This is a genomic window from uncultured Aquimarina sp. (assembly GCF_947495315.1).
Classification (GTDB): domain Bacteria; phylum Bacteroidota; class Bacteroidia; order Flavobacteriales; family Flavobacteriaceae; genus Aquimarina.
This window is the reverse complement of the sequence record NZ_CANLYD010000013.1, coordinates 144,055-157,714: the sequence shown is the minus strand read 5'-3', so window position 1 is coordinate 157,714 and position 13,660 is coordinate 144,055. Positions and strand designations below refer to the sequence as shown.

The following is a 13,660-nucleotide window of genomic DNA, read 5'->3' as shown; positions in this document are numbered from 1 at the left end:
AATAGGATAGGTAACTTCTTATAGGATAGTTGTTCAGCCTTAATCTAAAAAAATATAGAAGAATTGCATTGTTCCTTTCAAATTAGCTGTTGGTCAACAAAATTGGTTCGAATGTCCTCAGTTAGACTTTATTTGAGAATAAGACTTTTAAGTTTATGACCGATTTAATAATTTATTTTAAAATTTAAAAGCAATGAAAACTCAGAACAATTTTTTTAAAAACTTAGGTAAAGTAGTATTGGTATTATCTGTTTTATTAATGGCATCTTGTGGTGATGACGATGATGGAACTGCTGTAGATCAATTTGTAACTCTTCCTACACAAGTACTCACATCGTATACTGGCAATTTAGTATATACCCCTGGTGATGGTTCAGGACCGATTATCAATACAAGTGGCACCGCGACTGTTGCAGTGTCCGGAAATACATATACAATTAGTTTTAGTGATGGGGTTCCCTCACTTAGTGGACTTGTTTTTTTAGCTGGTCCTAATAATAACTTCGTATCTGCATCAGCAGGTCAATCAACTACCGGTATTTCTGTGGAAGATGGAGATTTGGCAGTTGGAGCAACTAATAGTGGAAATACCTGGGCATTTTCTACTAACTAATTTTTTATTTAATATTTTTAGGGAAGGGTGGTTTTGGGGAAGACCACTCTTTCTAATTTTTGCTTAATAGTAATATTATGTCTTTTTAAGATATTATAATTCACAAAAAACATGAAACGTAAACTCATAGTTAAAACAATTACTTTTGCATTTTTCTGTATCATAATGATTGGATGCGGTAGTAAAAAATCATTAAAAACGGAGGTAATTAAACCTCCCATCGTTACACTGGATTCAGCAGTGAAAAAAATTGGAATCCTTAACAGGAGTATACCTTCTGATGAAAATAGTGGATTAGATCAAGTAGATAAAATATTATCTTTAGAAGGTAAAAAATTGGATAAAGAAGGAGCAGAGCAGGCCATTATTGCTTTGAAAAATGCATTACTACAAAATCCTAGGTTTACCGATGTTGTTATATTACCAGTAAAGTTAGACCAAAATCCAGGTGGAGGCGTTTTTCCTTCATCTTTAGACTGGAATCAAATAGAAGATTTATGCAAAAAAAACAATGTAGAGGCTATTTTTAGTTTAGCAATATATGATACAGATGCCAAGGCAACATATAATGTAGAAAATACTAAGATAGAAGGTCCTTTGGGAATAGAAATTCCGGCAATTGAACATATAGTAAATATAGATACAAAAATTAAGACTGGATGGCGAATTTATGATCCAATTCGTAAAAAAGTATGTGATCAACTCTCTGTTAATGAGAAAACAAGATCCAATGGTAAAGGTATTAATCCAATAAAAGCAATTGAAGCTGCAACAAACAGAAAACAATCAATCTTACAGATTAGCCAAAAAATAGGAAGTGATTACGCGCTGAGGTTATTGCCCTATAAAGCTAAAGTATACCGTGATTATTATGTAAAAGCAACACCTAATTTTGAAATTGCAAAACGAAAAGTAGAAACCGGGCAGTGGGATGGTGCTGCGGCGTTATGGGAGAAGGAAACATCCAATCCAGATCCGGAGATTGCTGGACAAGCTTGTTTTAATATGGCTTTTTATAATGAAATTAAAGGTGATTATACCAAGGCTATAGAATGGGCAACAAAAGCGTATACAGATTATGAAAATAAAAATGCCTTACGATATATTGATGATTTAAAGGAAAGGATAGAAAATCAAAAGATAGTTAATGAAAATTAAGTTTGTAATATTAAAATGATTTTCAATAAAGCTGGAATTCAATGATTTGTATCGAATAGATGATGACAATATAATTTGTTATACAAAAATATTCTTCCTTTCAAAATTTATGTCTTTTAAAAATAATTTAGAGAAAGGTTCACAATCATACAATAAATATTAATCAGGCCGTTAGGTTTACTAACGATTTAACAATTCATTTTAAACAAAAAAAGTAATGAAATACCAAAACAATTTTTTGAAAAACTTAGGAAAAGCGACATTAGTAGCATCTGTTTTATTCATAACCTCTTGTGGTAGTGATGATGCTCAAGATCTAATAGATGACGTGGCTTGCGAAAATCAGACTTTGGCTTCTAAACTATCTGTTGAGACAGCTATTACATCTTATGATGCTACTGAGAATCAGACTACTTGTGTAATACTTAGAGAAGCTATTGAAACGTACAGAGGTTTTGAGTGTATTCCAGACAATGCATTTGCTGCAGAGTACGATGCTTTACCAACTGATTGTGCAGATGCAGGTAATTAATAAATAAGTTTAGAATATTAAAAGTGCTTATTATATAGTATGAAGAGCACTTTCGTTTTAAATATTTCAAGAGAAAGAGTGGTTTGGATAAAATCACTCTTTTTTCTGTTTTTTAATAAGTACTGTATTAAAAACAGAATCTATTTCTTACCAAATATTGAATCCATAATTGTTTTTAGTCCTCTAAAGGCCATGAATATAGCGAAAGCAGCTCCAATCAATCCCAAAATTAAAATAGGTATATAGTAGGGATGATCTTGATTCTTAAACGCCGAGTGTATAATAACTGGACTAATAAACATAAATATCAACGCAATTGCCATACGCTGTACTCCTTTACCAAGTAATTCTTTATCCGTTCTTTTAGGCTCCATAATTGTTTATTGCGTTACGAACACTACCATATTTTTCTAATAGTTCTGAAGCTAATGCTCTTTCAATTTTCAATTCTTCCATAATCATCCGTGTACCACGATCAACCAGTTTGTTATTGCTGAGTTGCATATCGACCATTTTATTGCCTTTTACCCTTCCTAACTGAATCATAGTAGCAGTTGATATCATATTTAGCACTAATTTTTGAGCAGTACCTGCTTTCATCCGTGAACTTCCAGTAACAAATTCTGGCCCGACAATGACCACAATTGGATATTGTGCGGTTGTTGCTAATGGACTTCCTGCATTACAGGTGATACAACCAGTAATTATGTTAGATTCATTGCACTTTTTTAGAGCTCCAATAACATAAGGCGTTGTTCCAGAAGCTGCAATACCGATAACAACATCCTTTTCTGAAATTTGATAATCTTCGAGATCTTTCCAGCCTTGTTCCGTGTTATCTTCAGCAAACTCTACAGCTTTCCTTATAGCAGGATCACCACCAGCAATTAATCCGATTACCAGATCATAAGAAACTCCAAAAGTGGGAGGGCATTCACTGGCATCTACTACACCTAACCGACCACTGGTTCCGGCACCCATATAAAAAAGTCTTCCGCCATTTTTTAATTTTTCAACAATTTGAAACACTAATGCTTCGATTTGTGGAATAGATTTTTCTACGGCTTCTGGAACAGTTTTATCTTCCTTATTGATGTTAGATAATAATTCGGAAATGTTCATCTTTTCCAGATGATCATAGTTTGAAGCTTGTTCTGTTGTCTTGGTAAACGTCATGCTTCAAAAATACTGATTTTCCTGATCACTCTTCAATAGTAAATTGAAAACGATTGGCTTCGGATAAATTAAAGTATCCTAAAGCAAAATTATCAGGATTCGTGGTATTAATAATATTTCCTCGTATTTGTACAGGAGGTGTCTGAAAAGGATTTCCTCCTTCTTGTTCGCTTTGTTCTATTAGGATGTTAGAATAATTATAGTATCGTTCGTCTATCCCGAGAATTTTGATAGTTACTTCTTCGCCTCCTACCATATCTTCATAAAAATAAGAGAAATTAAAAGCCTCGCCTTGATAGAATCGATCTTCACTAGGAAGGTATAAATTAAAATCAAAATCGAATAAATAAAAATCATCTCGTGTACCATCATCAGTAAAGAAAACTATAATTTCAGTTTCGTCTCCATCAAACAATGTTCCATCTCCTTGCTCTATGTTATCAATAGTAGCAGTTGGGATAAGCTGAGTGGTAGCTTTATATGTTTCTCCTTCATATATAACAGTTAGTTCATAATCTGTATCAAATTCTGGAATAATATTAAAGTCCTCCGGAATAAAAAGTCCAGGTTCTGCTAATGATTCTACAAAATTAAAGATAGCGTTATCAGAAAGATTAGTAATGAACACAGTGGCATTGCTTACTGTTGGTACATCATCATCAAAAAAAGGAGCAGATAATGTAAGTCGTACACCTCCTAATGCATCGATTGGGGTTTCATCTAAATAAATTTCAAAAGAAGCATCAATAACTAATCTTGGTTCACCGTTAGGAACATCCACATCAATAACATCTTCACAACTCGTAAATATGGCCAGTCCGATTATGATATATAATAGTTTTTTCATCTTACTAAAATTTAAAATTATAAGTTACTGCGGGTACAATTCCGAAAATAGAAGTCCTTACAGCTTCATTAACCCGAGTTTCTGTGTTTTGACTAAAGGTTATTGAGGCAGCGTTTCTACGATTATATAAATTATAAATACTAAAAACCCATTCTCCCTGCCATTTTCTATTTTTATTTTTTCTTGGTGTTAATGTTGCAGAAATATCCATACGATGATAAGCCGGTAAACGTTGATCATTACGCAAGCCATCAAAAATAGGTACTATTAATCCTTGATATTCAAACTGTCCAGACGGGTAATTAGTTGGTTGTCCTGTTTGAAAAAGGAAATTAGCATTAAATTTCCATTTTTTATTCAATTCATAACTTCCATTAAAAGAAATATCATGAGTCTTATCAAAAGGAGTATTATACCATTCTCCATCGTTAATACCAATTTCTACTGGTGTTCTTCCTGGCGTTCGTTGTTCAGATTTGGATAATGTATATGCTAACCATCCCTTAAACTTACCTTGATTCTTTCGGATTAATAATTCCAAACCATAGGCCCTAGCTTCTCCACTAAGGATCTCTTGTTCGATGGCATCGTTTGCGATAAGCTCTGCTCCATCGATATAATCAATTCTGTTTTCTATATCTTTATAAAACACTTCTGCTTCTAAAGAATAGGCATCATCTTTTATACTTTTGAAATATCCTAACGCATATTGATTTAACAATTGAGGCTTCACATACTTTCCACTTGGTGTCCAAACGTCAAGAGGAGTAGGAGAGTTGGTATTAGATAATAGGTGTAGGTATTGTGCCATTCTGTTGTAACTTGCTTTTATAGAGGTATTATCATTAAAAGCATAAGCTAATGCTACTCTTGGCTCGAGATTAGTAAAATTTTCTATCTGATCACTTCTACTAATTCTCTCAGTTCCAATTGGATCTGCAGCTTCATAAATCTGCAGTTCCTCATTAAATAATAGTGGATTTTCATTTTCGTAGATATTCAATTCATCTTGTCCTAATCTAGTAAAGTTACTAAGCCTCACTCCATATTGTAATGACAAATTATTTGAAATTTTATGCTCAGCATCTATATAAACCCCTAATTCATTGGCATATTTATCGATAAGTTTATCTCTTATAATTCCAGAATCTTCGCTATTCGGTTTGATCTCTCCTGGATTGAAACGATAGTAGATATCATTAATACCATAATTAAGCTGAAAATTATCACTCAGATAATGTTTTAAGTCATATTTTACGTTAAAGTTTCTAATACCAGAGTCCCATTCGAAACCGACAAAATCAAGTTCTAATCCATAAAAATAATCTGAATATATCAAGGATAAGTTAGAGAATAGTTTATCTGAGAATAGATGATTCCATCTTAGATTTAAGACTGTATTACCGTATGTATTTCTAAAACTTTCACTAATAGAGAACACATCTCGTCCAAAATATCCAGATACAAAAATATTGTTATTCTCATTAATCTTATAGTTCAATTTTGCGTTGAGGTCATAAAAATAAGCTACGTTGTCGTTACCATCATCTAATAATGGCAGGAAAAGATGTGCATAGGATGCTCGACCTCCAACCAGAAATGCTCCTTTATTTTTTACAATCGGACCTTCTGCAAGTAGTCTACTAGATACCAGTCCAAGCCCTCCACTAAGGTGATATTCTTTACTGTTTCCTTCTTTTTGGTAAATATCTAGTACAGAAGATACACGGCCTCCATATTTCGCAGGAATGCCTCCTTTGTAGAGTTTGATATCTTTGATAGCATCTGGATTAAAAACCGAAAAGAATCCGAAAAGGTGTGAAGAATTAAATATCGTAGCTTCATCTAGTAGAATTAAATTTTGATCTGCTGCACCACCACGAACGTTAAATCCTGAAGCACCTTCACCACCACTGGTTACACCTGGTAGTAGTATGATGGATTTAATGACATCCGCTTCACCCAGAACTACTGGAATTTGTTTAATAGTTCCCGCTGTTAGTTTGTTAAGACTCATCTGGGGATTCTTAATATTCACTTTTTCTACATTTTCGGTAATTACCACTTCGTCTAACATTTCTGAAGCTTCCGATAATTGAAAATTCAGCTTTTTATCTTCATTCAGAGTGATTTCCTGAATAATGTCTTTAAAACCTAAGTAGCTAATCTGCAGTTTATAAGTTCCTTCGGGTAAAGTAATAGAGTAAAATCCATATTCATTGGTGACGACTCCTTTGCCTATTTCAGGGAAAAGGACATTAACACCGATTAGAGTTTCATTACTGGATTGCTCAGTTATAGTGCCGTTAATAGTAAATTTTTCTTGACCAATAGAGGAATAATGAACTAGTGTGCATAGCATTACTAGCAGTGTATTAATAGAGATATATTTTTTCAAAAGATATGTTTTTCAGATAAGTGTATAAAGGAGACTGTAAAGTACGAGACTTGTTACAGCATTTTTTATTTTATAAATCTACAGACAATTTGGGTATACAAATGTTATTTAATTATTAAAATAAATACTTTGAAAACCAAAGAGTGTTTCTCCTAATTAAGATTTCCAGCAAAAATTAACGGGATACCATTCTTGGGAGTGTAAAGAATTACTATTTGCGGATTTAACACTTGATTTGCGTTTAAGATATACTTGGCTGTTGTCTGAAAATACATAGTTAGTATCAATTTTTTCGGTTTTTACAATAACTTTAGTTTTCATTTGGGGCTTTGGTAACATTTCTTTTTTATGCAAATTCATGATATCAATTTTTATGCCTAATTATATTTAATTTGATTTTTATATACTTAAAAATGATTGTTTTTCGGTGTAATCTTTTGAAAATGAATATTTAAAGAATTACTCCGTACTGTTAAGTTATTTTTTTGGAGCTTTTTTCTTATATCTGTTTTTACCAAGATTAAAAACTCCAACTTTGACTCCTAACCCTGCAGAAAATCCATTGATTCGATCTATACCACTAGGATGGATATTAAATTTACTCGAGAATCTATACTTTACGCCAGCTTCCAATTGTAGAAATCTAGATACATTAAATAGTAGATTTATTCCAGGTTCGGCAACAAACACTGCATCCCAGTCATAATCATCCTCGTCAAATTCATCGTTATCATCGAACTGTCCATCTATATAACCAACCCCTCCAATTCCAATTAGTAAAGGAAATGATAGATTTACTCTTGATTTACTGAAGAATATAGGTTCTAAGTGCATCCCTATATACCCTCCAATTAAATCTTCATCATTAGAAATAGATATACCTGGTAGATTTTGTTGAGAATAAAAACCCTTCATACCAAAACCTACTTCGAATTGTCTATTGGCTACATATGCTAATTTAAGGCCGATTAATGCCGTATCTTCTCCTTCAATTTCTCCATAACTAGCACTAAAACCAAGATAGACTCCGTGTACAATATTTTTACGGTCATTAAATTCTATATAATCTTCATCTGTGGATTCTTGAGAATTGATATGGTATATACTAATGAATAGAAAAGTAATTAGTAATTTGATTGATTTTTTCATGAGTATTGATTTGTTTTGATTATTGAATTGATAAATAGTTTTGATTGTCTTTTATTCTTCTTTTAGGATGATAACTCCTTTAATACCTTTTATATGAAAGGTCCCTTTGTTAGAATCTATTCCATAATTGGCTTTGATCTCTCGTATTCTTTTTTTATTATCTATTACTTTGTTTTTAATGTTTTTAAATGTCTTAGGGATTCTCAATAGCCCTTGTTCCAACGAAGCACTGAAATCAAAATTAAGATCAGATATGTTGATGCTTAGCTCAGAAGATTTTTGGTTGATATTAATAGTTGCATTCGGTTTTAGAATATTTTTAATCTTAAAATCTGCTACATCCATTATGAGATCTACGTCATTTCTTAAGTTTTTCAATACGATATTTGAAAACTTTAGTTCTCCTTTTATCTCTTCAATATTTTCTATGGAGATTTTATCTTTACTAGAATAAATTTCAAGATTAGAAACTTGTTCAATCATAATCGTAGACCCACTACTTATAATTCTAAGGTTTTTAGAAGTTTGATGATCAAATTCGCTATTTTTTAATTCTATCTTCCCATATGTAATAGACTTGGTTTGCAGTTTCCCAAATTTCATTTCGATATTAGCATTAATGATGTTGTTATTAATCCACATATCACCGTGTTGTAAGTTTGCTTTTAACTTTCCATTCCAATCATTGATAACAATATCTCCAAATTTGTTTGTTACTTGAATTTCCGCATTAAGGGGTAGACTGATTTGGTAATCTATTTGTATGCTTCCTTTGTCAAAATCAAAAGGGTTTACGCGATTAAATACTTTGGAGAAAAAGCTGTCACTTTTCTCTTCAATGTTAGAGAATATGATTATAGACTGATCTAAAGTTGTTATAGATGGTTTTATCCTAGCTAAAAGATCTTCGGCATCATCTTTATCTTTTTTGTTAACTACAATGTCTATAGAAACCTTTATCTTGTTTTGGTTCCATCCGTTGATAATAATGTTACCGTATTTATTTTCTAGTTGTAGTTCTCCGGCATTGGTAAAATCATAAATCTTTTCAATTGATTTAGATAGTTCTTCCTGTGCATTTATAGAATGTACAGTGAAGATTATCAAAAGGGAGAGTATTAATTTTTTATAAAATATATCCTTCATTATCATCGGATTTTTTTGAATCTTTAATTTGCTCTAAAAGATTTTCTATTAATTCAATTCTTTTTTTATAGTTCTGAACTATGGCTTCTAGGATGTATTCATTATTAAGGTTGGCTGTCATTTCTTTTTTTAGCAAAAGATGTTCTTTATCTAACTCTTCCATAAAGGAGAGGAACTCTTCTTTATCTTCCGTGGATAGTTTAGAATTGTTTTTCACCAATTCTACCTGAAATGAAACAAGACCTTTGTAATAAGTATCAATATCATTTAACTCTTGATTTGCGAAATCATTTGACTCATTTGAAGCTGTAAAAGTAGTAGTCAAAGAAAATACTCCAATTAAAATAATTATTGTTGCAGCTATTTTCATCATTGAAGATCGCCAAAGCTTCACGGTTTTTACTTTGGAGGTAACATTGAGTTCTGACTCGATATGTTGCCAGAGTTTTGCTTTATCCGGCTTATGTTCATCGAAAAGAAGTTTGTTTTCTTTGATATGTTTTTCAAAATCATCCATCTTATTCTAGTGTATTTATAATCTGAATTAGTTTTTTCTTTGCTCTATGATATTGTGATTTAGATGTAGAACTAGAAATTTTTAGTATCTCCGAAATCTCAATATGATCGTATCCTTCAATTAGGTATAGATTAATAATCTGTTTGTATCCATCTGGTAACTGTGCTATGCCTTTTTTAATTTTAGTTATATCCATCGTTTTAACAGGTTCATTGATCTCTTCACCTATATAATATTCATGTTGCTCTAGTGGTGTGACCGGTACTTTTTTTAGTTTTAAATGATTAATACTTTTATTAATTACTATTCTTTTTAACCAGGAACCAAACGTACTTTCATATCTAAAAGAGGTTAAGTTTTTAAAAGCATCAACAAAACTATCTTGAATAATATCCTCTGCATCTTCTCTGATACCTAATATCCTCATGCTTACGTTATACATAGCATCTATATACAGTTCATATAGCTTATATTGCGAATTCCGATCACCAGATTTGCTTTTCTCTATAAGATCCTTATGTGTATAAAGAATGTTAGTTTTCAATTATTTATGATTGATTGTACGTTTCTTTAAAGTTACTTTTCTTTTCTAGTTATTACTATTGACAAAACAAAAAGTAAAGGGTTGCATCCTATTTGTGTTTTCTTTAAAAACAATAAAAAAAACCTGTAAAACATCAAGTTTTACAGGCTCAGACTTATGTGAAGATGTACTTTATGATTTACTGATAGGTGAAATATTGTAAGTTTCCTTCATTACATATAGCGATGATTAACGTTTCATCTTTTTTCTGAAGGGTCTTTACACCACGAGCATCTCCGATTACCGAAAAACCACTTTTGCTTGTTGGAATAGCTTCAAAATCACCTGTCCCATCACCCAATAATACTGTGCCTATACTTGCATCACTGCGGCCCATTTCTACATCGGTGTGGTAATTATTTCCAGTTAAAATAAGGTCTAGGTTTCCATCTTTATTAATATCTATGGGTAAAATACCGCGAACTTCAGAAAATTGTGCTGATTTGGGCAAGTTGTGAGTTTCGAATGTTCCATTACCTTTATTTTCAAAATAAGCACTACTAAATGTATGTGCTGAAAATTGCAGTGCATCTTCCATTTCTTTTTTAGAAAATATGGAATCCAGCGTTGCTTGTGAATACTGATGATATCTTCTAAATTTCTTTTTGATATCAGGATACTGTGTTGCTAATTCATCTAAAACATGTTTTGGATAACTCTTTCCATCACTGAAATAATAAAAAGGAAATGCATCGATTCGACCATTATGGTCAAAATCTTTGGCATAAATAGTAGCTGGTTGATCTTCAGAAGCTTTATAAAATGAGTTTTCACCGCGATTCCCGGCAATCAAATCCAGATCACCATCCTTATCTATATCTGCTGTGGTAATAGTATTCCACCATCCCGCTGTTTTTAAAAGGCCAGCTTGCTTTGTAATCTCAGTGAATTTCGAGTTATTATTCTTTAAAATAGTGATTGGCATCCATTCTCCTGCCAGAATCAAGTCTTTATTCCCATCATTATCATAATCCATCCACAGCGCATCATTAACCATTCCTAAATTTCCGTTATTTGGCAACATATTGGTAGCATTTGTAAAACTACCTTCATTATTGATAAGTAATTGACTTTGCTCTTCAATAGGGTAGGATAGAGGCTTAGCTCCGCCGCCTACAAATAAATCCAAATCGCCATCGCCATCAATATCATGTGCTGCAACACAGGTCCCGTTTTGAAAATTCTTTGGTACCGCATTTTCAGCTTTACTAAAATTACCTTTTCCGTCATTTAAGTATAATCGGTCTTGATATAATGAAGAACTAGATGCTGAAGCATAGCCACCACTTACTACAAACAAATCAAGATCTTGATCAGCATCAGTATCAAAAAAGAGGGCTTCCGCATCTTCATAAGTTTTATCTGCTTCAAATGCATTAATTTTCTTTTGTACGAATTTACCCTGATTATTTTGAACATATAAAGTTCCGGAAAATCCAGTTGCGCCGCCTATGTATATATCTTCTAATCCGTCATTATTAACATCTCCTTTAGATATAAAAGGCCCTTTATTAGATAATTTATGTTCTAGTAGCGGTTCTTGCTTAAAATCTATGTAATCATTTTCTTGATGCTGGAATTCAGGAGAAAAAGTGTTTTTGACTTTGGTTAGTAAAGTTTTTTCAACCTTTTCTACAGGAGGTTTATCGATTGCATCTTCAATATTTAATTGGATACGTTGATTGGAAGCAATATTATTTAGTTGTTGGTATTTACCATTCGGCCATACTACCGATACCGAAGTAATGTTTTTGTTTAATCCTACTCCAAAATGTAAAATGGATTCTCCCGAACTAAGGTATCCTCGATATGGGGAACATTCCTGATATTGTATGCCATCTCCAGTGGTAACCGTTACTTTAGCACCAATACCTGAAGCGTTATTTTTGTTGCCCTTTAGCTGAATAGATAAATAATGATGATCAGCTCTTAGTTCTCTACTATTATTTTTGTATAAAAATGCCTCTTGATTAAAATTGTTAGTAATCAGATCCAGGTCGCCATCCTGATCTAAATCTGCGTATACGGCACCATTGGAAAACGAAGGTTTGTCAAATCCCCAGGAAGTAGACTTTTTGGAAAATGAAAGGTCACCATTATTTTTATAAATATAGTTTGCTACTGGAGTTGAAGATAGTAAGTCTAATAACCTCATATTATTAAACTTTTTAGAGCCTCCTCCAGACGCAATAGCCGTATTAGAATCATATTTTAAAAAATCCATATCGGTTATATTTCTATAAAACCCATTAGAGATAAAGAGATCTTTAAAGCCATCATTGTCATAATCGGCAAGTAAAGGTGTCCAGCTCCAATCTGTATGTGATATTCCTGATAACTGACCAATCTCACTAAAAGTACCATTACCATTGTTTAGTTGCAATGTATTGCGCATTACCTGATGACCTAATCCAAATTTTACAGCAATATGATACAAATCGTATGGACTCTGACCTTTTAGTTGTTTTTGACGATAGTTATGTTCTGCCATCATGTCTAAATTAATTACATCTAAATGTCCGTCATTATTAAAATCAGCGATATCTGATCCCATGGAATTTCTACTCATATGAAAAAACATGTCACTTATAGCATCGGTGAATGATCCATCTCCATTATTGATATAAAAATGATCTTTGTCTAAGTAATCATTAGCTACATAAAGATCGGTCCATCCATCTTTATTAATATCAGTAGGAGTAACACTTAAGCCAAAGGCCCTATTGAGTAAACCTGCTTTTTTAGTAACGTCCGTAAATGTACCGTTTCCATTATTTCTATATAACCGATCACTAACATCTTCATAGTTAATGTCTTTGTATAATATGGTATTCCCTTTTTTATCTTTAGTTGTTTTTATATTTTGAGCATCAATAAAATCTACTCGATGGTTAAGTAGGTACATGTCTAAATCTCCATCATTATCATAGTCAAAAAAAGAAGCTTGGTTAGAAAAACTCTGATCATTTAGACCATATTCTGCTGCTTTATTTGTGAAAGTGAGATCTTGATTATTGATAAGTAAAATATTTTCTCTTAATTCAGGTTCTCCGGCTAGAGAACGACAGATGTATATGTCTTGGTAACCATCATTATTGATGTCTATCATGGAAGTTCCAGTGCTAAAACCAGAATATAATACTCCTGCAGTTTTAGAAATCTGTTGAAATTTTAAATTCCCTTTATTTACGAACAGTCCTCCGCCAGATAGATTTCCAGAAAGAAAAACATCTGGTAATCCATCATTATTAATATCTCCAACAGCAACACCGCCACCGCCATAGATATATTCATACGTTATAATATTAAATGTTTCATTTTCTTTAAGCTTGTTGACAAAATAAAAACCAGTTTCTTTAGGGTCTGTTAAGGTGAATAAGGTTTTTTCTTGTTCTCCATCTATTTCTGTTTTAGTTTTATCAATTGTATCTGTTTTCTTTTCATTACAAGATATTATGCCTACTAAAAATATGAAACTAAAAAATCTGAATAATTTAACAAGTTGTAACATGGGTTTACTGGTCTATAAAAGTTTTGATCT

The 13,660-nt window shown here is 32.3% G+C and carries 12 protein-coding genes; 3 read left to right on the top strand and 9 right to left on the bottom strand.

Features of this window, described 5'->3' with window-relative positions; all coding sequences use genetic code 11:
• Positions 1 to 193: 193 nt before the first annotated feature.
• From Q0910_RS20600 to Q0910_RS20590, 3 genes are all read left to right on the top strand, one after another.
• A complete protein-coding gene (locus Q0910_RS20600; protein ID WP_299220759.1) occupies positions 194 to 613 on the top strand; it encodes a hypothetical protein in 420 nt (139 codons plus the stop codon).
• Between the two features lie 111 nt (positions 614 to 724).
• Positions 725 to 1,771 (top strand): DUF6340 family protein, encoded by a 1,047-nt coding sequence (locus Q0910_RS20595; protein WP_299220756.1) that lies wholly within the window; start codon positions 725 to 727, stop codon positions 1,769 to 1,771.
• A gap of 217 nt (positions 1,772 to 1,988) precedes the next feature.
• Complete coding sequence (locus Q0910_RS20590; RefSeq protein WP_299220753.1) at positions 1,989 to 2,303, top strand: hypothetical protein; 315 nt, start codon at positions 1,989 to 1,991, stop codon at positions 2,301 to 2,303.
• 140 nt (positions 2,304 to 2,443) lie between these two features.
• Here Q0910_RS20590 and Q0910_RS20585 read toward each other — a convergent pair whose 3' ends face one another.
• From Q0910_RS20585 to Q0910_RS20545, 9 genes are all read right to left on the bottom strand, one after another.
• Positions 2,444 to 2,677, bottom strand: a complete 234-nt coding sequence (locus Q0910_RS20585) for a DUF6095 family protein (protein WP_299220751.1) — start codon at positions 2,675 to 2,677, stop codon at positions 2,444 to 2,446.
• Positions 2,667 to 3,479, bottom strand: a complete 813-nt coding sequence (murQ, locus tag Q0910_RS20580; RefSeq protein ID WP_299220748.1) for an N-acetylmuramic acid 6-phosphate etherase — start codon at positions 3,477 to 3,479, stop codon at positions 2,667 to 2,669. Before murQ ends, Q0910_RS20585 begins: the two co-directional genes overlap by 11 nt.
• Before the next feature lie 25 nt (positions 3,480 to 3,504).
• Positions 3,505 to 4,326 carry a DUF4249 family protein gene (locus Q0910_RS20575; protein WP_299220746.1) on the bottom strand — a complete coding sequence of 274 codons (822 nt, stop codon included), beginning with the start codon at positions 4,324 to 4,326 and terminating at the stop codon, positions 3,505 to 3,507.
• 4 nt (positions 4,327 to 4,330) lie between these two features.
• Positions 4,331 to 6,688, bottom strand: coding sequence for a TonB-dependent receptor (locus Q0910_RS20570; protein ID WP_299220834.1), 2,358 nt, complete (start codon positions 6,686 to 6,688; stop codon positions 4,331 to 4,333).
• A 513-nt stretch (positions 6,689 to 7,201) separates the two neighbouring features.
• Positions 7,202 to 7,873 (bottom strand): hypothetical protein, encoded by a 672-nt coding sequence (locus Q0910_RS20565; RefSeq protein ID WP_299220743.1) that lies wholly within the window; start codon positions 7,871 to 7,873, stop codon positions 7,202 to 7,204.
• Positions 7,874 to 7,924: 51 nt separating this feature from the next.
• Positions 7,925 to 9,019 carry a hypothetical protein gene (locus Q0910_RS20560; RefSeq protein WP_299220740.1) on the bottom strand — a complete coding sequence of 365 codons (1,095 nt, stop codon included), beginning with the start codon at positions 9,017 to 9,019 and terminating at the stop codon, positions 7,925 to 7,927.
• Entirely contained in the window at positions 9,000 to 9,536 is a 537-nt protein-coding gene (locus tag Q0910_RS20555; RefSeq protein ID WP_299220737.1) for a hypothetical protein, read from the bottom strand. The genes Q0910_RS20560 and Q0910_RS20555 overlap by 20 nt, the downstream gene beginning before the upstream one ends.
• Before the next feature lies 1 nt (position 9,537).
• Positions 9,538 to 10,080 (bottom strand): RNA polymerase sigma factor, encoded by a 543-nt coding sequence (locus Q0910_RS20550; protein ID WP_299220735.1) that lies wholly within the window; start codon positions 10,078 to 10,080, stop codon positions 9,538 to 9,540.
• 178 nt (positions 10,081 to 10,258) lie between these two features.
• Positions 10,259 to 13,630 (bottom strand): VCBS repeat-containing protein, encoded by a 3,372-nt coding sequence (locus tag Q0910_RS20545; protein WP_299220732.1) that lies wholly within the window; start codon positions 13,628 to 13,630, stop codon positions 10,259 to 10,261.
• Positions 13,631 to 13,660 lie beyond the last annotated feature (30 nt).

Coding starts and splice junctions, on each gene's coding strand:
- Q0910_RS20600 (WP_299220759.1), top strand. CDS start 194: ATGAAAACTCAGAACAATTTTTTTAAAAACTTAGGTAAAGTAGTATTG.
- Q0910_RS20595 (WP_299220756.1), top strand. CDS start 725: ATGAAACGTAAACTCATAGTTAAAACAATTACTTTTGCATTTTTCTGT.
- Q0910_RS20590 (WP_299220753.1), top strand. CDS start 1,989: ATGAAATACCAAAACAATTTTTTGAAAAACTTAGGAAAAGCGACATTA.
- Q0910_RS20585 (WP_299220751.1), bottom strand. CDS start 2,677: ATGGAGCCTAAAAGAACGGATAAAGAATTACTTGGTAAAGGAGTACAG.
- murQ (WP_299220748.1), bottom strand. CDS start 3,479: ATGACGTTTACCAAGACAACAGAACAAGCTTCAAACTATGATCATCTG.
- Q0910_RS20575 (WP_299220746.1), bottom strand. CDS start 4,326: ATGAAAAAACTATTATATATCATAATCGGACTGGCCATATTTACGAGT.
- Q0910_RS20570 (WP_299220834.1), bottom strand. CDS start 6,688: ATGCTATGCACACTAGTTCATTATTCCTCTATTGGTCAAGAAAAATTT.
- Q0910_RS20565 (WP_299220743.1), bottom strand. CDS start 7,873: ATGAAAAAATCAATCAAATTACTAATTACTTTTCTATTCATTAGTATA.
- Q0910_RS20560 (WP_299220740.1), bottom strand. CDS start 9,019: ATGAAGGATATATTTTATAAAAAATTAATACTCTCCCTTTTGATAATC.
- Q0910_RS20555 (WP_299220737.1), bottom strand. CDS start 9,536: ATGGATGATTTTGAAAAACATATCAAAGAAAACAAACTTCTTTTCGAT.
- Q0910_RS20545 (WP_299220732.1), bottom strand. CDS start 13,630: ATGTTACAACTTGTTAAATTATTCAGATTTTTTAGTTTCATATTTTTA.